This window comes from Mesorhizobium sp. P2_A12, from assembly GCF_056405075.1.
In genome coordinates, this window is sequence record NZ_JBFUCU010000009.1 from 239816 (window position 1) to 263541 (window position 23726).

Sequence of the window (23726 nt, forward strand, 5' to 3'; positions counted from 1 at the left end):
GCTTACCCGTGTGTCACAAACCAGTCGTCGAGCTTCGCTTCCAGCGCGTCGACGATCGTCTCGTCGTCCAGTTCCTCGATCACTTCGGCGACGAAGGCTTTGACCAGAAGGCCGCGGGCGGTCTTCTCGTCGACGCCGCGCGCCATCAGGTAGAACAGGTGGTCGTGGTCGATTTCGGTGACCGTCGCGCCATGGCCACAGACGACGTCGTCGGCGAAGATTTCAAGCTCCGGCTTGGTCGAGAACTCGCCATCATCCGATAGCAGCAGCGTGTTGCAGGCCATCTTGGCGTTGGTCTTCTGCGCATATTGGTGGACGTTGATGCGGCCCTGGAAAACGCCGCGCGCCTTGCCCGTCACCACGTTGCGGATCACTTCCGTCGAGGCCGTATGCGGCACGGCGTGGTCGAGCACCATGGTCACGTCGGTATGGGTGTCGCCGGCCAGAAGATTGATGCCGCGCAGCTGGAAGTCGGCGCCTTCGCCGGTCGTCCTGACCATGACCTCCTGGCGCACCAGCCTGCCGCCGGCGTTCATGACGAACAGCGTCAGCTTCGCGTTCTTGCCGATATGGGCCTTGAACTGCGCCAGATGCGTTGCCGTCTCCGGCTGCTCCTGGACGATCAGCCACGTCACCTCGGCGCCCTCGCCGAGCACAAGCTGGCTGACCGAGCTCACCAGGGCAGCACCCTCGCCGGCCTGACGTTCTACGATAACAGCCTTGGCGCCAGCGCCGACGTGCACCATGAGGCGCACATGCGTCTGGCCGCCGGCCTGCAGGTTCTGCAGTTCGATCGGCTTTTCCAGCTCGGCGCCATCGGCGATGTCGACAAAGTAACCGTCGGCGACGAAAGCGGTGTTCAGCGCGCCGATGGCGTCATCGCTGCCATAGGGATCGAGCCCCGGCGCGACGCTGCCGTCGGTCAGTTTTTCCGACAGGCGCTGCATGGTGACGCCTTCGACGGCCGGCGTCTTCGCATCGGACTTGCCGTTCAGGATCGCCAGCACGGCGGAGCCTTCCACGATTGGTGCAACAGCCTTGGCCATCGCGGCCGGATCGAAGTCCGGCACTGCGTTCAACAGCCGGCGCAGATCGGTGTAGTGCCAGGATTCGATGCGCCGTGTCGGCAGGCCGTGCTTGATCGCTTCGATGGCGTCGTCGCGCTTCAGCATCACCGCGCCGTCGCCCGGCAGCAGCGACAGCCGGTCGCCGAACGCGTCGATCAACGCTGTTTCAGCCGGTGTCCGCTGGGGCTGAGTGTGCATATTCATGAGTTTGACCTTGCCTTCTGGCATCTCACGCGGCTTCGCCGATCACGCCGGCATAGCCATTGGCTTCCAGATCGAGCGCCAACGACTTATCGCCGGACTTGATCACCTGGCCCCTGTAGAGCACGTGCACCGAGTCAGGCACGATGTGTTCGAGCAGGCGCTGGTAGTGGGTGATGACGAGGAACGCACGGTCGGGCGCACGCAACGCGTTGACGCCGTCGGAAACGATCTTGAGCGCATCGATGTCGAGGCCGGAATCGGTCTCATCGAGCACGCAGAGTTTCGGCTCCAGCAGCTTCATCTGCAGGATCTCGGCGCGCTTCTTCTCGCCGCCGGAAAAGCCGACATTGAGCGGGCGCTTCAGCATCGCCATGTCCATGCTGAGCGAGGCGGCGGCTTCCTTCACCCGCTTCAGGAATTCCGGGATCTTCAGCGGCTCTTCGCCACGCGCCTTGCGCTGCTCGTTCATCGCCACTTTCAGGAATTCCATGGTCGCGACGCCCGGTATCTCCATCGGATACTGGAAGGCGAGGAAGATGCCTGACGTGGCGCGCTCGGCCGGATCCATTTCGAGGATCGACTGGCCGTTGTAGAGGATGTCGCCCTCGGTCACCTCATAGTCCTCGCGACCGGCGAGAATATAGGACAGCGTCGACTTGCCCGAGCCATTCGGCCCCATGATCGCGGCGACCTCGCCGGCTTTCACCGTCAGGTTCAGGCCACGGATGATCTCGGTGCCGTCATCGACGATGCGGGCGTGCAGATTTCTGATTTCAAGCATTCTTTGTTTCCTGAATATCTTGTCCGGTCAGCCGACCGAACCCTCAAGGCTGATCCCGATCAGCTTCTGCGCCTCGACAGCGAATTCCATCGGCAGTTGCTGGATGACGTCCTTGACGAAGCCGTTGACGATCAGCGCGATCGCTTCCTCTTCGGGAATGCCGCGCTGCATGACGTAGAATTTCTGGTCCTCGGAAATCTTCGACGTCGTCGCTTCGTGTTCGAACTGCGCCGTCGAATTCTTGGCTTCCATGTAGGGCACGGTGTGCGCGCCGCACTGGTCGCCGATCAGCAGGGAATCGCAGTTGGTGAAGTTGCGGGCGTTGGTCGCCTTGCGGTGCGCCGAGACCTGGCCGCGATAGGTGTTCTGCGAGAAGCCGGCGGCGATGCCCTTGGAGATGATGCGGCTCGACGTGTTCTTGCCGAGATGGATCATCTTGGTGCCGCTGTCGACCTGCTGGTAGCCGTTCGACACGGCGATCGAATAGAACTCGCCGCTGGAATCGTCGCCGCGCAGGATGCAGCTCGGGTACTTCCAGGTGATGGCTGAGCCGGTCTCGACCTGCGTCCACGAAATCTTCGAGCGGTCGCCACGGCAGTCGCCGCGCTTGGTGACGAAATTGTAGATGCCGCCCTTGCCCTCGGCGTCGCCGGGGTACCAGTTCTGCACCGTCGAATATTTGATCTCGGCATCGTCGAGCGCCACCAGTTCGACGACCGCGGCGTGAAGCTGGTTCTCGTCGCGCTGCGGCGCCGTGCAGCCTTCGAGATAGGAGACGTAAGCCCCCTCCTCGGCGATGATCAGCGTGCGCTCGAACTGGCCGGTGTTCTTCTCGTTCATGCGGAAATAGGTCGACAGCTCCATCGGGCAGCGCACGCCCTTGGGCACGAAGACGAAGGAGCCGTCGGTGAACACGGCGGAATTCAGCGTGGCGTAGTAGTTGTCGGAGGTCGGCACGACCGAGCCGAGATACTTCTTCACCAGTTCCGGATGCTCGCGGATGGCCTCCGAGATAGAGCAGAAAATGACGCCGGCCTGCGCCAGCTCCTTCTTGAAGGTGGTGACGACGGAGACGGAATCGAACACCGCGTCGACGGCGACGCGGCCGGACTTGTAGACATTGTCGCTGACTTCCTCGAGTTCCGAGGCGTCGGTCTTCTGCACGCCGGCGAGGATTTCCTGTTCCCTCAGCGGGATACCCAGCTTCTCGTAGACCTTCAGCAGTTCGGGATCGACATCGCTGAGCGACGTCGGGCCGGGCGTGCTCTTGGGCGCCGCGTAGAAGTAGATGTCCTGGAAATCGATCTTCGGGTAGTGAACGCGCGCCCAGGTCGGCTCGTCGAGCGTCAGCCAGCGGCGATAGGCCTCCAGGCGCCATTCCAGCATCCAGGACGGCTCGTCCTTCTTGGCCGAAATGAAACGGATGATGTCTTCGCTCAGGCCCTTGGGGGCCTTGTCCATCGCGATTTCAGTCTGGAATCCGTATTTGTATTGGTCGACGTCGATCTTTCGGACCCGATCGATCGTGTCCTGCACAGCAGGCATATGCGTTCTCCATCCACGCCGGGGTCAAGGCCCGACAGTTTTCAAACTATGGCACCGCCAAAATGAACGCCCAAGGGCATTCGAGGCAGCGTAAGTTTTATATAGTGCGTTTCGACCGGAAATTCACCCGGCCAATATGAAACGCACGGCTCTACCAGGCCGAAGGCCTGTCTATTTCCGGCCGCTGCTCATGCGGCCTTTTCGCTGTTCGCCCGACGCGCGGCGATTGCCGCCAGCGCGGTGCGAAACAGTTCCATGTCCTCGGCGCCGGTCGCGGCACCGATCGACACGCGCAAGGCGCCAAGGCTGTCGCCGTATCCCATGGCTTTCAACACATGGCTCGGCCCGACCTTGCCCGACGAACAGGCGGAGCCGGCCGACAGCGCCACACCGGCGAGATCGAAGGCGATCTGCGCGGTTTCAGCCTTGATCCCCGCAATAGCGAAGAATGTCGTGTTGGCAAGCCTCGGCGCGCCGGTTCCAAAGATTTCCGCGTCCGGCACCAGCATTTTCACGATGGCCTCGATCTCGTCGCGGCGATGACGCACCGCGTCCATGGCCTGCAGTCCGGCGAGAGCCTCGCGGGCCGCGGCGCCAAAACCGGCAATGGCGGCGAGGTTCTCGGTGCCGCCGCGATGGCCCTTTTCCTGGCCACCGCCATTGATCAGCGGCTTCGGCATCATCAGATCCGAGGCGGCGACGATGGCGCCAACGCCCTTGGGACCACCAATCTTGTGCGACGACAAAATCAGATAATCGGCGTAACCCGCTGATAGATCGATCGAAACGCGTCCCGCGGCCTGGACCGCGTCGACGACGAGAACGCCGCCCGCAGCCTTGACGATCTCGGCGATACGATCGATCGGCTGGATGACGCCGGTCTCGTTGTTGGCGGCATGGATGGCGACCAGCGGCACGCCCTCGGCCTTGTCATGATGGGCGAGTGCGGCCGCCAATGCGTCGAGGTCGGCGACGCCGTCGGCGTCGACGCCGATCCGCGTCACTTGCGCTGCCGGAAAGCGCCCGCCGTTCAACAGGCAGGGATGATCGGCCTCGGACACGTGAAGACGGCTCATGCGCACGCTGCCGCGCCCCATCTGCCAGTCTGATGTCAGCAGCGTCGAGGCCGCTTCCGTCGCGCCGGAGGTGAACACGACATGCTCAGGCCTGGCGTTGACCAGCGCAGCGACATCTCGCCTTGCGGTCTCGATCAGGCGCCGTGCGGCGCGCCCTTCGGTGTGGACCGACGACGGGTTGGCGACGACATCGAGTGCTGCGACCATAGCCTCGCGCGCCGCGGCAAGCAGCGGAGCACTGGCATTATAGTCGAGATAGGCGCGCATTCCGGCCATTTTCGTCCGTTTGGTTCCCGTCAGAAGCCATTCCGCCGTCGTATCGCGTTATTTCCTTGAAATTCCAAGGCGAGCCGTCCTATTTACGCGGCTTGCGGCGCGGGTGGCCCGGCTCGACATCTGGCCACTCAGTTTTGAACAATTCTAAACTAGCTTCTAAGAAGACGCTCGCCCTGCGTCAAGGCCAGAGGAAGACATGTTCCGGGCGCCGCGCATTCGTATACCAAGTGGAGTATTTCATGCCTGAGGTCATTTTTACCGGTCCTGCCGGCCGCCTGGAGGGACGCTACCAGCCTTCCAAGGAAAAGAGCGCGCCGATTGCCATCGTCCTGCACCCGCACCCGCAATTCGGCGGCACGATGAACAACAAGATCGTCTACGACCTCTTCTACATGTTCCAGAAGCGGGATTTCACCACGCTTCGCTTCAATTTCCGCGGCATCGGCCGCAGCCAGGGCGAGTTCGACCATGGCACCGGCGAGTTGTCGGACGCCGCGGCGGCACTCGACTGGGTGCAGTCGCTGCATCCGGATTCCAAGAGCTGCTGGGTCGCCGGTTATTCCTTCGGCTCCTGGATCGGCATGCAGCTTCTGATGCGCCGGCCGGAGATCGAAGGCTTCATCTCGATCGCGCCGCAGCCCAACACCTATGATTTCTCGTTCCTGGCGCCCTGCCCGTCATCGGGCCTGATCATCCATGGCGATGCCGACAAGGTGGCGCCGCCGAAGGATGTGCAAGGCCTGGTCGACAAGCTGCACACGCAGAAGGGCATCACCATCACGCAAAAGACCTTGCCCGGCGCCAACCATTTCTTCTCCAACGATGCCGACCTGCTGCTCGAGGAATGTGCCGACTATCTCGACCGCCGGCTGGCCGGCGAATTGTCGGATCCGCGGCCGAAGCGGCTGAGATAGGCGAAGCGGCCGAGATAGGCAAAGGAAGCGGGCAGCGATGTACGAGCCTCCTCATTTCAGGGAAACACGGCCGGAAGTCCTGCACGGGCTGATCCGGGGGCATCCGCTCGGCCTGTTGATTTGCAACGGAGCCGAGGGGCCCGTCGCCAACGCCATCCCGTTCCTGCTCGACGCAGACGTGCCGCCGAACGGCAGGCTGCGCGCCCATCTGGCCAAGGCCAATCCGCAATGGCAGCTGTTGGCCGACAATCCGGCGTCACCGGTGCTGATCGTCTTCCAGGGCACCGATGCCTACGTGACGCCGTCCTGGTACGAGACCAAGCGCGAGACCGGCAAGGTTGTGCCGACCTGGAATTATGCCATCGTGCAGGTGCGCGGCACCGTCAAGGTGATGGATGACCAGGCCTGGCTGGCCCAGCAGATCGCCGATCTGACCGCGTCCCAGGAAGGCAGCCGCGCCACGCCCTGGGCGGTGACCGATGCGCCCGCGCCCTTCATCCAGTCGCAGATCAAGGGCATCATCGGGCTGGAAATCGAGATCAGCGAAATCCACGGCAAGTGGAAGGTAAGCCAGAACCGGCCGGTCGCCGATCGCGTCGGCGTTGCGCAAGGGCTCGAAAGCGAAGACCACCAGTCACCCGAAATGGCCCGCCTGGTGAGGTCCTATGGCGGGCTGGACAGCAACTAAGCTTCAGCAAACCCGAGCCTTCAGCCAGCCTTCGCTGCAATCAGCCGAAACGTGTTCTTGCGGACCGGCAACCCCGACGGCATCGGGCGAAAGATGAAGCCGAGCCGGGCAAAGACAAACCCGCACGCCAGCGCGAAAGCGCAGCCGAGGCCGAAGCCGGCGACGGTGTCGCTGGGATAGTGCGCGCCGACGAAGACGCGCGTCGAGGCAATGCAAGCGGTGATCGCCAAGGCGATGTACCAACGCCGGGGGAACAAAAGCAGAGCGACACCGAACACGGCGCCCATGGTCGTGGCATGGCCGGACGGGAAACCGGCGAAGCGCGCATCGAAGGCAAACGGATGCAAGGCGAGCACACCAAAATCGTCGAAATAGAGTGGGCGCGCCCGACCGATCGCATATTTCAGCACATTGACCGCCAGGCCGGACAGGCCGGCCGCGCTCAGCACCAGAAAGGCCAGGCAGGTCCAATTGTAGACCAGCATCAGCGAGCGCCTTGAAAGGCTTCGCCAGTCCGTCAGGTTCGCGGCGACAAGCAAAAGCGCCGATGGAATGAGATACCAGCCACCCAGGCCGAACTGCGTGAAAAAGTCGGCCAGGTGGACGAACCCTGGCGACCACTGGCCATGAAGCATTCCTGCCGGGGTGTCGAGGCGAACAAACGCTGCCGCCGTCAGCAAGACCCAGACCAGGCCCCAAACCGGCCACACTATGTTCGGGTACCTGGCGGGACGAGCGGCAAAGCGCTTTCTTGCGATCTGCATCGTATCGCGAAAATTGTCGAGGGATCGGCGCCCCACCCCAAGGAGCATACCGGAAACGGAAGGGCGCGATTTCACCAGCATAGGAAATTCGACCCTGTCATCGACGAGCCGTCATGGCGCCACACGATAGAGACCGAGCGACAGTTTGTCGCCCGATGAATAGTTGAGGCCGTCGATCAGGGCAACGCGGTTCACCGATTTGCCCTGTGCCGCCAGCAGGCCAGTCAGTTTCTGCTCGTCCTCGACCGATGCCAGCGCCAGCGCGCAGGCCGGATCGGCAAACAGATGCCTGGCGACGCCCTCGATATTGGTCAGCACCGTTTTCGTGCCGACCAGGAACACCAGGCTCGGTTCCTGAAATCGCGACGAGGCCAGCACCGTGGTGTCGCAGGGCTTGTTGGCGCGCACCGCCGCCTCGATGGCCGGGCTCAGCCAGATCGGCTTCAGCGATGGCGCTATGACGCCGAACAGCAGCGCATAGGTGATGCCAGCACAGACCGCGACAGCACCGATGCGGCGGAGCGGCACTTGCAGCTGCCGCGAAAAGGCGAAGTAGCCGGCGCCGAGCGCGGCCGCGGCGGCCGGAATGCTCCACCATGAGAACGTGCCTGTGAGGTAGATCGGCGCGCCGACGCACACCGCCGCCAGGCCGAGGCTGACCACGGCCAGACCAAATGCGGTCGACCACCACAACCAGTCCTGCCAGCGCCTGAGCGGCGTGTTCGCATCCTGCGGCGACAGCGTCAAAAGCCAGCCGATCAGCAATGCCATGCCGGGATAGGCAGGCAGGACATAGTGCGGCAGTTTGGTCGGGATCAGTTCGAACACCAGCCAGAACGGAATGTACCAGGCGAGGCAGAAGCGCAGCCGGGGGTCATCGCGCAGGCGGTTGAGGGCCTGGAGCCCGGCGCCGACCGCGATCAGGCCGAAGGGCCACATGAACAGCGAATAAGTCAGCATGTAGAAGCCGGGCGGTAAGCCGTGCGATTCCTCGCCCGAGGCGACCTTGCCGATCATGTCCTTGCCGACCGCTTGCTGCAGGAAGGCGCCGCCGCTCCTCCAGGTGATCAGCGCAAGCCAGGGCAGCACGATCAGCACGACGAGCGCCAGGCCGCGTCCCACCTTGAGCTTCGACAGCCAGCGCCCGTCACGTTCGAAGGCGAACAGCACGGCGATGGTGAGTGCCGACAGCAGCGGCGCAATCGGGCCCTTGATGAGGATCGCAGCACCCTGCGCGATCCAGAAGATCCACCAGAGATGGCCGCCGACAGGTTGGTTCCGGCGCGACGCCAGATAGATCTGAGCCAGCGCGCCTTGCGCCGCCACGCAACAGGCCAGCAGCATGGCATCGGTCTTGGCGTCTCGGCCTTCGAAAGCGGTGGCGAAGATCGCCGCCATGACCAGGCCGGCGGCGATGCCGGCATTGGCCCCGAACAGATTGGTGCCGGTCCAGGTGATGGCCAGGACAGCAATCGCAATGCCAAGTGCGGAAACCGTGCGATAAACCCAGATCGGAGCGGCAGCGCCCTCGCCGCTCAGCGCCACGGCCGCCGATTGCAGCCAGTAGATGCCGATCGGCTTCTGGTAGCGCGAGGCATCCTGAAAGCGGATGTCGATATAGTCGCCGCTCTCGGCCATCTGCTTGGTGGCCTGGACGAAGCGCGACTCGTCGCGGTCGATCGGCGGCAGCGACACCAGTCCCGAAACCGTCATCACCAGGCTGAACAGGAAGAGAAGGATGTAATTCCTGTTCACCGCCATGTCCCGGCCTCTGTGACGAATTTTGATTGATGTGCCACGCTGCTCGATCGATCGCCGTTCAATCGACCTTGCTCATCGCGGTCTTGCGCTCGTTGGCGATCAGCCAGAGATTGCGGATGTAGATGAACAGGCCCATGGACTGGCCGGCGATGAACACCGGATCCTGACGCTGGATGGCATAGATCAGAAGCAGGCCGCCGCCGAACAGGGAAAAGAACCAGAAGGCGACCGGCACCACGCTGCGCTTGGCTTTTTCCGAGGCCAGCCACTGCACGACGAAGCGCATGGTGAAGAAGAACTGCGCCACGAAGCCGAGCAGGATCCACGCATCAAACTGCTTGATGAAAACCTGGTGAAGCCAGGTCACCAATTCCTGAAGCACGTTAACCACGGCTGATTTCCTCTACTTTAGGCATTCTGCGGCGCCGGCGGCGCAGCCACCAGACACCGGCGAGATCGAGAACCCCCTGCAGGCCGCGATCGAAAATGCCGTAATTCGACTTGCCGTGCCGGCGCGAGCGATCGACGACATCGCAATGCACGACGCGATAGCCCTCCTGGATGACCAGGGCCGGAACGAAGCGATGGGTGCCGTCGAAGAACGGCAATTTGCGCAGGATATCGGTATGGACCGCCTTCAGGCCGCAGCCGGTGTCGCGCGTCTCGTCATGCAGGATGGCATTTCTCAGCCAGTTGGCGAAACGTGACGCCAGTTGCTTGACCTTGCTGTCACGGCGCTTGAGACGCTGCCCCTGTGCGGCGCCGAAATCGGGGCCGGCCTGCCGAAGCGCATCGATCAGCACCGGAATGTATTGAGGGTCGTTCTGGCCGTCGCCGTCGATCGTGGCGACGATGCTGCCACGCGCCGCCCAGGCGCCCGAGCGCACCGAAAGGCTCTGGCCAGCGGATTTCCGGTGGCGCAATTCCCGTACCGGAAACGGGCGAAGTGCTGCCTGCGCTTCGAGCACCGAAGCGGTGTCGTCGGTCGAGCCGTCGTTGACGATGATCAGCTCGAAGTCGCGCCCGGCCATGGTGGCCTCGATCTCGTCGATCAACAGCGGCAGATTTGCCGCCTCGTTCCTGCAAGGAATGACGATGGATATCAATGCGTCCGGCATGTCGCGTCGGGGCTCTGTCGTCGGATATGGCATTTTGTGGATGCCGTGCGGTGCCGCTCGAGGTCGTGGACTGCAAGAACCTTTGGCGCGGCGCCTCATTACGCCAGCCGAAACGATGAAGCAAGCATAGCGGGCGTCATCCGCGCGGGTCGCTCATCGCGGATCTCTGCCTGGCGCGCGATCGAACGCAAAACCGGATTCCACTTTTGCTGATCGCGGATCTCTGCCTGGCGCGCGATCGAACGCAAAACCGGATTCCACTTTTGCTGATCGCGCTTGGGTGCTAAACGCGCGCGTTCATGCACGCCACGCTCAGGCCAGATTGGCCGGACGCTTTCGGGAAACACAAAATGCCTGCCTTCAAATCCGATTTCCTGCGCACGATGAGCGAGCGCGGTTTCATCCACCAGACTTCGGATGATGCCGGCCTCGACAATCTCTTCGCCACGGAGACGGTGACGGCCTATATCGGCTTCGACGCGACCGCCAAAAGCCTGCATGCCGGTTCGCTGATCCAGATCATGATGCTGCACTGGCTGCAGCAGACCGGTCACCGGCCGATCGCGCTGATGGGTGGCGGCACCTCGATGATCGGCGACCCGTCCTTCAAGGACGAGGCACGCAAGCTGCTGACCCCGCAGGACATCGACGACAACCTCGCCGGCATCCGCCGCAACTTCATGCCGTACCTCAAATTCGGCAGCGGGCCGAACGACGCGGTCATGATCAACAACGCCGACTGGCTGATGGAGATCAACTACGTCAATTTCCTGCGCGACGTCGGCCGTCACTTTTCGGTCAACCGCATGCTGGCCTTCGATTCCGTCAAGCTGCGGCTCGATCGCGAGCAGTCGCTGTCGTTCCTCGAATTCAACTACATGATCCTGCAGGCCTATGATTTCGTCGAGCTCTACAAGCGCCTCGGCTGCCGCCTGCAGATGGGCGGCTCCGACCAGTGGGGCAACATCATCAACGGTATCGATCTCGGCCGCCGCATGGAGGACGCGCAGCTCTATGCGCTGACCACCCCGTTGCTCACCACCTCATCGGGCGCCAAGATGGGCAAGTCGGCGTCGGGCGCGGTCTGGCTCGATGCGGAGATGCTGAGCCCGTACGAGTTCTGGCAGTACTGGCGCAACACCGAGGATGCCGACGTCGGCCGCTTCCTGAAACTCTACACGACGTTGCCGCTGGACGAGGTCGCGCGGCTCGAGCAGCTCGGCGGATCCGAGATCAATGAGGCCAAGAAGGTCCTCGCCACCGAGATCACGGCCTTGCTGCATGGTCGCGGGGCGGCAGAACAAGCCAGCGAGACGGCGCGCAAGACGTTCGAGCAAGGCGCGCTCGCCGAATCGCTGCCGAGCGTCGAGGTGGACAAAACAGCGCTTGAAGCCGGCGTCGGCGTCCTGTCGCTGCTGGTGACAGCCGGACTGGCGGCATCGAACGGCGAGGCGCGACGGCATGTGCAGGGTGGCGCGGTGCGGTTGAACGACCAGCCAGTCAGCGACGAGCGCCGGCTGGTGACGCTTCAGGATTTGAGTCCGGAAAACATCGTAAAGCTTTCACTCGGCAGGAAAAAACACATTCTGGTGCGGCCAGTCTAAGATCGGCCACCGGTATTTCTCACCGGTATTCGAAGATCGACCTGAAGATACCGGGTGCGATCACCGACAGCGGGTTGATATCCAGCACCGGCTTGTTGGCATTGCCCTTGAGGCGATAGGTGACGCCAATCAGGCCGCGGTCGCGGCCATTGCCGAGAAGCGCGCCAACGATGGGCAATTCGCCGAAGATGCGATTGAGGCCATAGACCGGCATGAACGTGCCGGTCATGTCCATGTTGTTGTCCTGGTCGTAGAGGGTGCCCTGGAACGTGGTGCCGATGCGGGGGCCGCGCAGCACGCCATTGGCCAGTTTCAGATAGCCGCCGCCCTTGTCGATCTCGGCGTAGCCGCGTTCGAACTTGACCCGCGAGGTGTCCAGGTTGCCCTTGACCGCCTGGTTGAGGCTGCGGCTGTCGCCGGCCGGCGTGGTCGAGACGATGGAAGCCAGTTTCGGCTCATTGACCACGAAGAAGTTGCTGGTATCGACCTTGCCCCTCAGCGATCCGTCGCTCGGCCCCGCCAGCGCCAGCGTGATCGCTCCGCCTTCCATATGCTCGTAAATGTTGAGGAACCGAAGGATCGCGCCAGCGTCCGCGGACTGCATGTTGAGTGTGCGCTGCCCGGCACCTGTGGTGTTGCTGATGGTTATCGCGGCGCCCGAACTTGCCGTGGCGCTGACCTTCAGCCCGTTCACGCGCGAACCGGCAGCGCTGTAGTCGAGCTTCAGGTTGGACAATTGCTCGTCGTGGAAACCGGTCAGCTGATCGACATCGGCGCTGACGGAAATGGCATCGGAGCCGGTGGTCTTGGTTGCCGTGTCGACGTCCGAGGTGAACTGCTTGATCAGCGAGCGGGCATCCAGCGCGTTGCCTGATATGTCGACCGCATAGCCCTTGCCGGACCGCTTCACCGACACCGCGACATCGTCGCCGCGGTTCAAGGTCACCTTGCTGAGCTTCGCGGAAGACAGGGCGCCATTGACCAGCACGATGTCGCCTTCGATGGAGAAGGTTTTCCCGTCGAGATCGAAGTCGGACAGCGTCGTGGTGTCGCCGGACTTGGTCATGACGAATGTGGCTTTGGCGGGAACCCCCGCCCCCTTGCTCCAGCCGGCCCAGGGGATGTCCAGCCTGGCGTTGGTCAGATCGGCCGAGACGTTCTGGTCGCCGCTGCCGCTCTTGTCGATCGCGACCTTCACCGTTCCGCCAAGCAGCGGCGTCAAGCCGGGCATTGCGGCGGCACGGATCTTGTCGTCGAGCACCAGGGCCACCTTGCGGCTGGGCGGCGGCCCGTCATCCCGGAGTGGCTCGATCAGGTCGAGTTCGGCCGGAATGCCGTTCAGCGATGCCTTGGCCGAGATCACCGCCTTTTCAGGGTCGACGGTGATCGAACCGTCGGCATCCGTCACGGTCTGCCCCTCGAACGGCTTGGCCAATGACATGCCGCTGTAGTCGAGCGACACCAGCCAATCGAGCTTCGAGGAGTCGACGCCGGACTGCAACGGAATGTTAGCCCTGACATGGCCGGTGACGCTGCCCGACAGATCTTCCGGCAAAAGGCCGACATGGCGCATGGCGTTGATCGGCTCGTAGGAAGCGAGTTCGGCAATGGCGGAGGCGTCGCCCTCGACATCGATGTCGAGCGCACCGATGACTGGCGGGTGGTTGGCGGCCTTGACCGTCAGCGTGCCGTTGCTGGCCGCGACGGTGCGGCCGCTGGGCATGTAGACGGTGCCCGAGGACAGGGAGACGTCGACATCGTTGCCATGGAAACCAACAACGCCGACGGCGTCGCGTATCGGCGGAATGCGGCCGGCCGTGTCAAAACGCGATCCCTCGATCTGGAAGCGACCGAACACCTCGTCGGCGGACAGCGGCACGCCGTTGCCGAGACGGTTCGGGACGACGTGGAACTGGAGGTTGGCGTCGACGACGCGGCCGCCAAACAGATTGGCCAGCACCCACAGCCGGGCGTTGCGTGCCGAAAACCATGGCCAAAGCTGCTTGACGTGAGAGACCTGCATGTTGTGGACGTTGAACGCCAAGTTGATCCCCGGCGCCTTGCCGTCGACGAACTCCACAGCGGCGGTGCCCAGCGCCTCGCCGGAGGAGGCGGAGCGAAGCGCGATCTGCTCGGCGACCAGCCTGTGGCTCACCGTGTTGTAGACACCGGCAATCCGGGCGAGGAAGGTGAGCGCTGGCTCGGGCGAGTCCGAAGGCGCCAGCGAGGAACCGTCGCTGGTCAGGTCATAGCGATAGGCCGGTTCCTCGCCGGCCGCTCCGGTTGCCGGCTTCGGCCCGATCGAACCGGCGAAATCGAATGTCGACCGGCCGATCTTCAGCAGCAATCTGTCCACCTGGACCTTGTTGCTGCCCGCAACCAGCGTGGCGTCGACGTCGACGTCCGCCGGCAGCAGCCCGCGTGTGCCGAGATCGAGGATGGAACCAGTCGATGACAGAGCGGCCGTCAGCCGCGATGCATTCGTGCCAGACCCTTCGGATCCTGTCAGCTTCAGCGCCACGGCACCCAGCTTTCCGGCAGCGGCCGTGGTATCCGCAGCACCCGTGACAGCACTGGGATCCGCCAGATTGATGCTCACGTCCAGCGCCGTCACGCGGTGTGCCGCGATATCGCGGGTGGCGGAAGCGGCAATGGTAACCGCCCTGTCGTCGACATCGGCCTGCGACGAAAACTGCATGCCGCCCGGTCCAGACTGCACGACGGCGGCGTCGGTGACTTTGACCCGCTTTATCGTTGCGGTTTCGGGCAGTACGAATTCGACATTGCGAAGATCGATCTGGCGCATCGAATCTTCGCGCACGGCGTCGAGCGCGCTGTGGATGTTGGCGAACACCGCAGCCGTCAGTTTCTCCGGATCGACGAGGCCATCCTGATTGCGCAGGCTTGCTGCCCAGTCGCCGCCGGACGGCATCGCCGCCACGACGATGTGCGCATCGGATATCCTGGCGCTGGTCAGCCGCACTTCCCCGCGCAGCAGCGGTATCAGGCGCACGCCGAAGCGCACGCGGCCCGCATCGGCCATCGGCTTGCCGTCGGCGGTCTTCAGGCTGACGTCGCTGACCTGCAACGCAATGAAGCTCGATCCATCAAGGGTGATGCGCGCCGGCCCCACCGAAACATCGACATCGACGCTGGCCAGTTTCTCGATGGCGGTTTCCGCTTCCGCCCGAAGCCGCTCGGAGCCAACGCCGGACGCACCGACCAGATAGACAGCGACCGCCGCCAACAGGACGAGGCAGGCGAAACCGGCGAACACCCTTGCCAGGATGCGAAAGCCGCGTCCGATCCGCGCCTGACCCAGCGGCGGCACGCGGCACGCGGAGGGAAAGGCCCCCAGGTCGGTGATCTCATCCCGCCTGAACCGGATCTTCTCGTGCTGCGGTTGCTCCTGATCCACGCAATTTTCCGTTGTACGAACTCGATCGTGGACGAATCCCCGCTCGACACTATATCGGTGTGGCTTGGCGCGTAACCACAAACAAGGGCATCGGTATGGCTGACCTAGACGTAGGCGATATCGCGCCGCAATTCGACCTGCTGCGGGACGGCGGCGGATCGCTCAGCCTTGCCGCATCCTCCGGCAAGCCCATTGTGCTCTATTTCTATCCGCAGGACGACACAACAAGCTGCACGCAAGAGGCAATCAGCTTTTCGCAGCTGAAGCCGGAATTCGAGAAGGCCGGCGCGGTGGTGATCGGCCTGTCGCCCGATAACGTCAAAAAGCACGACAAGTTCAAATCGAAATACAGCCTCACCATCGACCTCGCCGCCGACGAGGAGCGCAAGGTGATCGAGGCCTACCATCTGTGGGTCGAAAAATCGATGTATGGCCGCAAATACATGGGTGTCGAGCGGGCGACGTTCCTGATCGGCCGCGACGGACGGATTGCCAGGATTTGGCGCAAGGTCCGGGTCAAGGGCCATGCCGAAGAGGTGCTCGCGGCTGTCCGCGCGCTTTGAGATCTTCGTCGGCACAGCCGACTGCCCGCAACCCCATGCCCGCCTGACGGGCAATCGTTACTGAAAAGTCCGCAGCGCAAAGCTTTGTTAACCTTAATAATGTGTAGTCAAGCTGTCGTGGTGTCGTAAACGAAAGCTTGGTCCCGTGAAGGCAACCGGTCAGTCAGCAGTCTTCGGCAGGCGCAAAGAGCCCCACACGATCATCATCGCCCGGGGCAATGAGATCAGGCACTTCACGATCCGCCCCTGGCTCGTGGCCTTTGTCGGCTCGGCGCTGGCGGCCATCGCCATCGGCTACCTGCTGGCAACCTCCTATCTTGTGCTGCGCGACGACCTGATCGGCGCCACCACGGCGCGGCAGGCACGCATGCAGCAGGCCTATGAAGATCGCATTTCGGCGCTTCGCGCCCAGGTCGACCGCATCACCAGCCGCCAGCTGCTCGACCAGCAGCTGATGGAAACCAAGGTCAGCGAACTGCTTGAACGCCAGAGCCAGCTCAGCCAGCGTCATGGCCGCCTCGGCCCGCTGCTCGAACGCGCCGAGAGCGAAGTCGGAGCGGCGCCTGCCGAGGATCCGGTGGCGGCCGGCAAGCCGGACAAACGCGCCGAGGTGACCGGCAGCATCAAGCCGCCGGCGCAGGCCTACGCGGTCGCCAGCCTGGGCGCCGATCTCGGCGCCGGCGACACCCGGCCATTCTCGTTGTGGTCGACCCGCTCCGATCCGCTGCCCAACGATTCAGCCGCCGATCGTGCCGACCGACTGTTCGTGTCGATCAACCAGTCGCTGAAATCCATCGAGAGCGATCAACTGACCCGCATCAGCACGCTCGCCGACAACGCCTACAAGAGCGCCGACGCGATCACGCAGGCACTTGAAGCGGCGGGCCTGCCGGTAGACAGCGATTTCGGCAAGAACGAGAGCGACGTCGGCGGACCGCTGATCCCGCTCGACAGTTCGATGATGTTCGACAGCAAGGTCAAGGAACTGGACGAGGCGCTGGACACGCTCGACCATCTCAAGAAGGAAGCGCGCCAGCTGCCGCTGACAAACCCGGCTCCAGGCCATTCCGTCACCAGCCCGTTCGGCGTGCGCACCGACCCGATCCTCGGCACCGCGGCGCTGCATTCCGGAATGGATTTCAGGGCGCCGATCGGCATGGCCGCAAAGGTCACCGCGCCCGGCGTCGTCACCAAGGCAGGCTGGAACGGTGGCTATGGCCGCATGGTCGAGGTCGACCACGGCAATGGTTTTGCGACCCGCTACGGACATCTCAGCGAAATCGACGTGACGGTGGGCGAGAAACTGGATGCTGGCGCCGTCATCGGCAAGACCGGCAGCAGCGGTCGATCGACCGGCCCGCACCTGCACTACGAAGTCCGCCACAATGGCGAAGCCATCGATCCCCTGCGCTTCCTCACGATCGGCAAGAAGGTCGCCCAGTATCTCTGAGCCGCGCAGGCCCTGAGCTGATTGGCCCAATATCTCCGAACTCCTATCTGCCCCGCTTCGCGAGCAACCCGGCGAGCCGCGGCAACGCCATCCATGCCGCCTGACTGCCGGACGATGGTTTCGCGCCCTTAAATCAAGCCCTCGTCCCGAAGTGCCGGGTGCACGAATTATTTTTGAATTCCATTTGACTGAATAAATAAGCGGTGCGAAGCTGAGCTCTCCTAAGGGGCGCACGTCATGGCACTGCGAGGGACCAATCAGGAGTTCGGGCGGCCGTACAACCGGCGCATCGTGCTTGAGTCCATCCGCCTGCAGGGACCAATCGCCCGCGGCGAGATCGCCAGGCGCGTCGGGCTCACCGTCCAGACCGTGTCGACGATCGTTCGCGAGCTCGAAGAGCAGGGCTACATCCTTTCGCTGCGCGAAGAGCCGAAGGGTCGCGGCTTGCCCCCGGCGACCCTGCGCATCAATCCCGAGGGCGGCTATGCCGTCGGTATCCACATCACCCCGTTCGGCATCAGTGCCGCCTTGATCAATCTGAGCGGCGACGTGATCGAGAGCACGTACCGCGAAGCCCCGAACGCGACGCCCGACCACGCCTTCGACCTGATCGGAGCAATGGTGGTTGAATTGACCAGATTGCGGGCGGGAGGGCGCGTCCTCGGGGTCGGCCTCGCCCTGCCCGGCCCGTTCGGCGTCGAGTCCATGAGCTTTGTCGGCCCCACCACCATGACCGGCTGGAAGGATGTGGCGCTGCGTGAGCGGTTGGCGACTTCGACCGGACTGCCGGCCTTCTTTGAAACCGACATGGCGGCGGCCGCCATGGGCGAGCGCCTCTACGGCCTCGGCGCGCAATTTTCCGAATACTATTATCTTTATTTCGGCGTTGGCCTGGGCGGAGTCATGGTTCATGACGGCAGCGTGTTGCGCGGCGCCTGGGGAAATGCCGGCGAGGTTGGACACATTCCCGTTGTTCCAGGTGGCGAGGCTTGCCCCTGCGGTAACAGTGGTTGTCTCGAAAGGTACCTGTCGCTCGAGGCGCTCCGGCGCTGGAGTGGCAGCGAGGCCGATTGGGTGGCGGAAGTCGCCCCGATCTTTCGCAACGCCGTCGCCATCATCGAGAACCTGTTCGACCCCGAGACCATCATCCTCGGCGGGCTGGCCTCCACCGACCTGCTCGAACGGCTGGCTGGTTCAACCGAAGGCCTGCACAACTCCGTCTCGGCGCGAAAGGACCGCACGACGCCGCGCGTCATGGTCGCGCGGGGCGGGCAGCATTCGGTGCTGCGCGGCGCAGCCGCCCTTGCGGTTTCCGGGGTGCTGTCGCCGCGTTTCGGCCAGATCTTCACGGCTGAACGCGAACGCGGGCGCGATCTTCTGAAAACCGGAGGGATTGCGGCATGAGCGAACCCCTGCTGGTGCTCGACAACGTCACCAAGAACTATGGCGCGATCGAAGCGCTGAAGGGGATCAGCTTCTCGATCGGCAAGGGCGAGGTCGTGGCGCTGCTGGGCGACAACGGCGCCGGCAAATCGACACTGGTCAAGATCATCGCCGGCGGGCTGGAGCCGACCTCGGGGCGCATGCTGTTCGAGGGCAAGGAGTTCCTTGCCAGGTCGCCCGCCGAAGCCAAGGCGGCGGGCATCGAAACCGTCTACCAGGACCTGTCGCTGTGCACCAATGTCGACGTGGTCGCCAACTTTTTCATGGGCCGCGAGATCACCAGGAAGGTTCTTGGCATCCCCGTGCTCGACGAGCGCGCCATGGAGGCCGTCGTCGAAAAGGCAATGGCCAGCGCCGGCACGCGCATTCCTTCGCTGCGCGCCAATGTCGAGCATCTCTCCGGCGGCCAGCGGCAGGCCATCGAGCTCAACCGGTTCGTGCATTGGGGCGGCAAGCTGGTGCTGCTCGATGAACCGTTCGCCGCCCTCGGCGTCGAGCAGACGCGGCGCGGTCTCGACATGATCCGCCAGGTGGCGAGCCAGGGCATCGGCGTCGTCATCATCACCCATATCATGCAGCAGGCCTTCCAGGTCGCCGACCGGATCGTGGTGATCCGCCAGGGCGTCGTGGCGGGCGATGTCGCACGCAACAAAACAAGTCCCGATGCGGTGATCAACATGATCACCGGGGAGACGCTTGCCGGTGCCGGACCGGCGGGCTGAGGGACAAAAGAGGGGTCCGGCTTAACAGGAGCGAACGACATGAAGCGAATACTTCTTGCTGTCTTCGGTATCCTGGCACTGGCCTTTGCCACGCTTATGCCGGCATTCGCCCAGTCCAAAGGTACTGTCTACTACATGGTGCCGACATTGCTCGACGAGTTCCAGACCGGCTCGGTGAGCGCGCTGGAGCTGTTCCTGAAGCAGGTCGGCTACGAGGTGAAGACGCTGAACGCCGACAACAAGACCGACGCGCAGCAATCGCAGATGAATGACGTCATCGCGCTGAAGCCGGCGGCGATCATCCTCGCCGCCGTCGATTTCAATGCGCTGAAACCGTCCATCGAGGCGGCGCGCGCGGCCGGCATCCCGGTGGTCGAGTTCGACCGCCAGATCACCTCGACGCCCTCCGACTTCACCTCGGTCGCCGGAACGGTCGAGATCGGCTACGTCGCCGCGGACCAGGCTGAGAAGCTGCTGAAAGCCAAGAACGGCGCGGTGAAGGGCAAGGTCCTGCAGGTGCTCGGCGACCCCGGCGATCCCTACACACTCGACATCCAGAAAGGCTTTGAGGAGAAGATGAAGGCGTTTCCGGACGTCAAGATCATCTCGCTTCCGGCCATGCAATGGGCGGCGGACGCAGCCGGGACCATCGTCAACGACCAGATACTTGCAAACCCCGATATCGACCTGATCTTCAGCCATGCCGCGCACCTGTCGGTGGCTGCCGTCGCCTCGCTCGAGGCTGCCGGCAAGAAGCCGGGCGACGTCATGCTGATGAGCTCGAACGGCGCTCCGGTCGGCCTCGACCTGATCCGCAAGGGCTGGCTCAATGTCGAAGTCGAGCAGCCGCTCTACGCGCAAGCCGCGGCCGTAGCCATGTTCATGGACAAGGTCGTCAAGAAGCAAGAGATCAAGCCCGGCGAATATGACGTGCTCGGCTTGAAATCGACCGTGACCAAGGAAGCCTGGGGCCCGAACATCAAGATCCCCGGTGCCGCCATCACCAAGGAAAACGTCGATAACCCGGCCTTCTGGGGCAACCAGAAGCCGCCATCGGACACCGTCAAGTCGGTCGAATAAGCACGTCGCTTGAAAGTGCTCCGGGCCTACCTCGGCCCGGAGCCAATCCTCCACAAATTCCAACCGTGCATGATCCTCCCGAAAATCGACTTGATTTCGGGGTCATGCGCCAGCCGGATCAGCTCATGAACCCCCGCACGCGCCATGCCCTGGAGTTCGTCCTCGACAACCTCGTCTGGTTCATGCTGCTGTTCGTGCTGGTGGTGTTTTCCATATTTATCCCGAACTATTTCCAGCTCGGCATCTTCGCCAACATCATCGAGGCGTCGAGCGTTCTCGGCGTCATGTCGATCGGCCTGGCGCTGGTCATCATCGCCGGCCACATGGACCTGTCGGTCGAATCCGTGGCGGCGCTCAGCGCCATGGCGGTCGGCATCCTGTTCTGCTCGTCGGGCATAGGCCTTGGCGTGCAACTGCACCCGGAATGGCTGATGGTGCCGGTTTCGCTGCTGCTGGCGGTTGCGGTCGGCGGGCTCATCGGCGCCTTCAACGGCTATCTGGTGGTGCGGGTGAAGATGAGCGCCTTCATCATCACGCTGGCATCCTACATCTGGGTGCGCGGCCTTGTGCTGGTCATTTCAGGTGGCCGCTCGGCGCAGGATCTTGCGCCCGCCATCCGCTGGTTCGGCATCCAGCGCCTCATCGGCCTGCCGCTCACCGCCTGGATCGCGATTGCCTGTTTCGTCGTCTTCTCGTTGATCATGGCCAAGACGCCGTTCGGTCGGCATCTCGTGATGATCGGCGGCAACGAGACCGCGACCTTCCGCGCCGGCATCCGGGTGAACCGCAATCTGATCATTGCTTTCGTGCTGGCCGGCGCCATTGCCGGCCTCGCCGGCTGGTTGCTGGCGATCCGCACATCAGGCGCCACCGCCAATCTCGGCGTCGGCCTTTTGTTCAACGCCTTCGCCGCGGTCGTCATCGGGGGCGTCAGCCTGAAGGGCGGTGTCGGCACCCTGCCCGGCGTCTATGCCGGCGTGCTGTTGCTCTCGGCCATCAACACGGCGATCAACCTGATGGGCCTGCCCGCCAACTACACCCAGGTGATCCATGGCCTGCTGGTGCTGGCCGCCGTGCTGCTCGACGCTTTCAAGCAAACCATTCGCCAAAGACTCGCATGACAGGACGGCTCGCATGACCGCACGACTAGAAGGCAAGGTGGCGCTGATCGTCGGCAGCGCCCGCGGCATCGGCAAGGGCATCGCGTTGCGTTTCGCCGAAGAAGGCGCAAAGCTGGTGCTCGCCGACACCGAGGTCGAAGCCGGGCAAGCGACGGCGGCCGAACTGGGCGTCCCCTTCATCGGCACCGACATTTCGTTGATGACCGAGGCCGAGGCCGCGGTGGCGCTGGCGCTCGAACACCACGGCCGCCTCGATATCGTCGTGCAGAATGCCGGCATCTATCCCTGGCAGCTGATCGAGAACACCAGCGCGGACGACTGGGACCGCGTCATGGCGGTCAATCTGCGCGGCACCTTCAATGCCACCCGCGCCGCCCTGGTGCCGATGAAGGCGCAGCACTACGGGCGCATGCTCTACACCTCCTCCATTACCGGCCCGCACGTGACCAGCCCCGGCCACGGCCACTATTCAGCCAGCAAGGCCGGCATCAACGGCTTCATCCGTGCCGCGGCACTCGAATTCTCCGGCTACGGCATCACCGTCAACGGCGTCGAGCCCGGCAACATCCTCACCGAGGCGATCGAGCTGCATCGCGGCGCGGCCTACATCAAGAACATGGAAGACTCCATCCCGCTCGGCCGGCTTGGCAGCCCGCGCGACGTCGCCAATGCCTTCCTGTTCCTCGCCTCCGACGATGCCAGCTACATCACCGGAACGACCATTGTTGTCGATGGCGGACAATTGCTGCCCGAGGGCAACGACTTCCGGCTCCTGCCGCCTTGATCGTTTGCGCCTGCGGCGCTCCGAAGCTGTAATGCTTCCTCGGAAAACATCGTAGCTGCCAACAATACTGTTGAACTCGAATTGCGAGGCACTTCGCCGGCGCCGAACAGGATGACCCTACGTCTTTATATCAGATGACTCTAATGCAACCGTAGGATACAGTTTCCGTTGGGGAAATGCCAAACAACGGGAGGACCAAATGGCTGTCATCAACGGAACCGTCGGCAACGATATCAATCCCGGCGTTCAGGACCTGGTCGGCAACGACACCATCAACGCATTGGCCGGTGACGACTTAATTTTCATGGCGATTGGCGGCAATGACCAGGTGAATGGAGGGGACGGAGAGGATGACATTGTCTACGAGGCTTACACGAATGGCCTGACCATCAACATGCAGACTGGTGTCGTCACCGACGGCTTGGGCAACACCGACACGCTCAACAGTGTCGAAGCGGTGAACGCCAGCTACTTCGCAGACAACATCACGATGCGAAATGACGGCTTTTGGGCGTATGCCCGGGCTGGCAACGACATCATCCATCTGGGAACAAACGGCGGTATGATACTGCCGGGAAGCGGCACCGACACCATCATTGGCGGCGCCGGCAACGATTTGGTCTCCTACAGGGACGACGGTTTTGACTATGGAAATGACGTCGATGGCGGCGGCATCATCACCCATGGTGCCACGATCAATTTGACGACCGGCGTTGTAATTGACGGCTGGGGCTTCACGGATACCCTGACCAGCATCGAGTATGCTGAAGGCACCCAGTTCGCCGACACCATCACCGGCACAACCGGCAGCAACTATCTTGCCGGCGACGAGGGCAACGACACGCTGATCGGCCTTGGCGGCAACGATACGCTGGATGGCAAGGAAGGTGCCGACACCATGCAAGGCGGGGCCGGCGACGACACCTACTTCGTCGACAATGCCGGCGATATCGTCGATGAGAGCACGGCCGGCGCCGACGGCAACGATATCGTCAACAGCTACATCTCGATCAGCCTTAGCGATGGCAACCACTTCACGGGCAGCATCGAGAACGTCGCACTGCGCAGTGCGGCTTCGATCAACGCCACAGGCAACAGCCTGGCCAACGCGCTGACCGGCAATTCGGGTGTCAACATCCTGATTGGCCTTGGCGGCAACGACACGCTGGACGGCAAGCAAGGTGCCGACACCATGCAAGGCGGCATCGGCAACGACACCTACTATGTCGACAATGCCGGCGATCTCGTCGACGAGAGCACCGCCGGCGCCAACGGCACCGATGTCGTCAATGGCTATGTCTCGATCAACCTTGGCGATGGCAACCACTTCAAGGGCAATATCGAGAA

At 63.1% G+C, this 23726-nt stretch carries 21 protein-coding genes; 11 read left to right on the plus strand and 10 right to left on the minus strand.

Annotation, left to right across the window (positions count from 1 at the left end):
- Positions 1-2: 2 nt before the first annotated feature.
- From sufD to AC1DZU_RS20910, 4 genes are all read right to left on the minus strand, one after another.
- Positions 3-1271, minus strand: coding sequence for a Fe-S cluster assembly protein SufD (sufD, locus tag AC1DZU_RS20895; protein WP_477287880.1), 1269 nt, complete (start codon positions 1269-1271; stop codon positions 3-5).
- A 25-nt stretch (positions 1272-1296) separates the two neighbouring features.
- Positions 1297-2052, minus strand: a complete 756-nt coding sequence (gene sufC, locus AC1DZU_RS20900; protein WP_095085379.1) for a Fe-S cluster assembly ATPase SufC — start codon at positions 2050-2052, stop codon at positions 1297-1299.
- A gap of 27 nt (positions 2053-2079) precedes the next feature.
- Positions 2080-3597, minus strand: a complete 1518-nt coding sequence (gene sufB / locus AC1DZU_RS20905; protein ID WP_013532161.1) for a Fe-S cluster assembly protein SufB — start codon at positions 3595-3597, stop codon at positions 2080-2082.
- Positions 3598-3785: 188 nt separating this feature from the next.
- Entirely contained in the window at positions 3786-4949 is a 1164-nt protein-coding gene (locus AC1DZU_RS20910; protein ID WP_477287883.1) for a cysteine desulfurase family protein, read from the minus strand.
- 239 nt (positions 4950-5188) lie between these two features.
- Here AC1DZU_RS20910 and AC1DZU_RS20915 point away from each other — a divergent pair, with 239 nt between their 5' ends.
- Together AC1DZU_RS20915 and AC1DZU_RS20920 are read left to right on the plus strand one after the other, a co-directional pair.
- Positions 5189-5863, plus strand: coding sequence for an alpha/beta hydrolase (locus AC1DZU_RS20915; protein ID WP_013532163.1), 675 nt, complete (start codon positions 5189-5191; stop codon positions 5861-5863).
- Positions 5864-5900: 37 nt separating this feature from the next.
- A complete protein-coding gene (locus AC1DZU_RS20920; protein ID WP_477287885.1) occupies positions 5901-6551 on the plus strand; it encodes an FMN-binding negative transcriptional regulator in 651 nt (216 codons plus the stop codon).
- Between the two features lie 20 nt (positions 6552-6571).
- On the opposite strand, the gene AC1DZU_RS20925 is transcribed toward AC1DZU_RS20920, so the two are convergent.
- From AC1DZU_RS20925 to AC1DZU_RS20945, 5 genes are all read right to left on the minus strand, one after another.
- A complete protein-coding gene (locus AC1DZU_RS20925; protein WP_477287887.1) occupies positions 6572-7315 on the minus strand; it encodes a phosphatase PAP2 family protein in 744 nt (247 codons plus the stop codon).
- A 111-nt stretch (positions 7316-7426) separates the two neighbouring features.
- Positions 7427-9076 carry an ArnT family glycosyltransferase gene (locus tag AC1DZU_RS20930; RefSeq protein ID WP_477287889.1) on the minus strand — a complete coding sequence of 550 codons (1650 nt, stop codon included), beginning with the start codon at positions 9074-9076 and terminating at the stop codon, positions 7427-7429.
- Positions 9077-9134: 58 nt separating this feature from the next.
- A complete protein-coding gene (locus AC1DZU_RS20935) occupies positions 9135-9467 on the minus strand; it encodes a lipid-A-disaccharide synthase N-terminal domain-containing protein (RefSeq protein ID WP_095085369.1) in 333 nt (110 codons plus the stop codon).
- On the minus strand, positions 9460-10194 hold the full coding sequence (locus AC1DZU_RS20940; RefSeq protein ID WP_477287891.1) for a glycosyltransferase family 2 protein: 735 nt from the start codon (positions 10192-10194) through the stop codon (positions 9460-9462). Before AC1DZU_RS20940 ends, AC1DZU_RS20935 begins: the two co-directional genes overlap by 8 nt.
- 98 nt (positions 10195-10292) lie before the next feature.
- Positions 10293-10499 (minus strand): hypothetical protein, encoded by a 207-nt coding sequence (locus tag AC1DZU_RS20945; protein ID WP_477287893.1) that lies wholly within the window; start codon positions 10497-10499, stop codon positions 10293-10295.
- A gap of 45 nt (positions 10500-10544) precedes the next feature.
- Between AC1DZU_RS20945 and tyrS the strand changes: the two genes are divergently transcribed.
- Positions 10545-11798: a tyrosine--tRNA ligase gene (gene tyrS, locus AC1DZU_RS20950; protein WP_477287895.1), complete on the plus strand. Its 1254-nt coding sequence runs from the start codon at positions 10545-10547 to the stop codon at positions 11796-11798.
- Positions 11799-11817: 19 nt separating this feature from the next.
- Here the strand turns inward: tyrS and AC1DZU_RS20955 are convergent, their stop codons facing one another.
- Positions 11818-15216, minus strand: coding sequence for a hypothetical protein (locus AC1DZU_RS20955; RefSeq protein ID WP_477287897.1), 3399 nt, complete (start codon positions 15214-15216; stop codon positions 11818-11820).
- A 95-nt stretch (positions 15217-15311) separates the two neighbouring features.
- Here AC1DZU_RS20955 and AC1DZU_RS20960 point away from each other — a divergent pair, with 95 nt between their 5' ends.
- The 8 genes from AC1DZU_RS20960 to AC1DZU_RS20995 all read left to right on the plus strand — a co-directional run.
- Complete coding sequence (locus AC1DZU_RS20960; RefSeq protein WP_477287899.1) at positions 15312-15779, plus strand: peroxiredoxin; 468 nt, start codon at positions 15312-15314, stop codon at positions 15777-15779.
- A gap of 145 nt (positions 15780-15924) precedes the next feature.
- The gene (locus tag AC1DZU_RS20965) at positions 15925-17229 is read left to right on the plus strand and encodes a M23 family metallopeptidase (protein WP_477287901.1); all 1305 of its coding nucleotides are present in this window, start codon (positions 15925-15927) and stop codon (positions 17227-17229) included.
- A 237-nt stretch (positions 17230-17466) separates the two neighbouring features.
- The gene (locus tag AC1DZU_RS20970; protein ID WP_477287903.1) at positions 17467-18633 is read left to right on the plus strand and encodes an ROK family transcriptional regulator; all 1167 of its coding nucleotides are present in this window, start codon (positions 17467-17469) and stop codon (positions 18631-18633) included.
- Positions 18630-19394 carry an ATP-binding cassette domain-containing protein gene (locus AC1DZU_RS20975; protein WP_477287905.1) on the plus strand — a complete coding sequence of 255 codons (765 nt, stop codon included), beginning with the start codon at positions 18630-18632 and terminating at the stop codon, positions 19392-19394. Before AC1DZU_RS20970 ends, AC1DZU_RS20975 begins: the two co-directional genes overlap by 4 nt.
- A 39-nt stretch (positions 19395-19433) precedes the next feature.
- Positions 19434-20474 carry a sugar ABC transporter substrate-binding protein gene (locus AC1DZU_RS20980; RefSeq protein ID WP_477287907.1) on the plus strand — a complete coding sequence of 347 codons (1041 nt, stop codon included), beginning with the start codon at positions 19434-19436 and terminating at the stop codon, positions 20472-20474.
- A 125-nt stretch (positions 20475-20599) separates the two neighbouring features.
- Positions 20600-21595, plus strand: a complete 996-nt coding sequence (locus AC1DZU_RS20985) for an ABC transporter permease (protein WP_477287909.1) — start codon at positions 20600-20602, stop codon at positions 21593-21595.
- 13 nt (positions 21596-21608) lie between these two features.
- Positions 21609-22379 carry an SDR family oxidoreductase gene (locus tag AC1DZU_RS20990; RefSeq protein ID WP_477287911.1) on the plus strand — a complete coding sequence of 257 codons (771 nt, stop codon included), beginning with the start codon at positions 21609-21611 and terminating at the stop codon, positions 22377-22379.
- A gap of 199 nt (positions 22380-22578) precedes the next feature.
- On the plus strand, positions 22579-23726 hold a 1148-nt coding region (locus AC1DZU_RS20995; protein ID WP_477287913.1), incomplete at its 3' end, for a calcium-binding protein.